Source organism: Kitasatospora sp. NPDC089509, from assembly GCF_044749365.1.
Lineage (GTDB): Bacteria > Actinomycetota > Actinomycetes > Streptomycetales > Streptomycetaceae > Kitasatospora.
Genome location: NZ_JBIVHS010000063.1, coordinates 1 through 872, shown reverse-complemented (window position 1 = coordinate 872; position 872 = coordinate 1). Strand labels below are relative to the sequence as shown.

1 protein-coding gene is annotated in these 872 nt (G+C 72.6%); it reads right to left on the bottom strand.

Translation table 11 applies throughout. The features are described 5' to 3' along the window. Positions 1–170 precede the first annotated feature (170 nt). Positions 171–605 carry a hypothetical protein gene (locus ACIP4P_RS45070; RefSeq protein ID WP_350514496.1) on the bottom strand — a complete coding sequence of 145 codons (435 nt, stop codon included), beginning with the start codon at positions 603–605 and terminating at the stop codon, positions 171–173. Between the last annotated feature and the right edge of the window lie 267 nt (positions 606–872).

Sequence of the window (872 nt, the reverse complement as noted above, 5' to 3'; positions counted from 1 at the left end):
GGGGGGGGGGGGGCGCGGTGGGGGGGGGGCGCCCCCCCCCCCGGGGGGGGGGCCCCCCCCCCGGGGGCGCCCCCCCCGCCCCGGGGGGGGGGGGGGCCCCCGGGCCCCCCGGCACCGGCGCCCCCCGCCCTCCGGCGTTCTCCGAGCGCGGCCCGCGCCACCCGTTCCGGCTACTCCGCGAAGGCCGCGAGGTGCTGGGTGAAACCGCCCTTGGTGGGCGGCAGCGGCCTGGGCTCGACGTCCTGCACCGGCGGCGGCTCCTCCACCGGCAGCAGGCGCAGCTCGGGCTGGTCGGAGCCGGGGGAGGAGTGCAGCCGCACCCGGGTGCCGACCGGGACGGTGCTGCGCATCCCGTCCACGATGCACCAGACGTCGAAGCCCTCCGCCATCCGGATCAGCGACTTCTGACGGACCAGCGGCGTCCGGGCCTGCTCGACCGCGCAGCGCCGGACCACACCCGTGCCCTCGCTGGGCTCCAGCCGCAGCTCGGTGGAGCCGCAGGTGGGGCAGAGCAGCCGCTGGAAGGTGGGGTTGTTGCACCAGGTACAGCGCTGGAAGTACAGCGTCGTGCTCCGGGTGTCGGCGTCGATGGCTGAGTGGACCACGTTGTCTCTCCCTGCGCTCGGACCGGCTCTCACGGCAGTAGTACGGCAGGAAAAGAATAGGGAACTCAGTGCCGCCCTGTGAAGGCACTGAGTTCCCTTTTTGCCGCGCACGTGCATAATGAAGGGTACTGAGTACCGTCGTGAAACAGGAGTGGCGATCATGAGCCAGGAGTTCGATCTCTTCCGTATCTCCGAGGAGCACGAGATGCTCCGTGAGGCGGTGCGTTCGCTGGCCGAGGCGAAGATCGCTCCGTTCGCGGCGGAGGT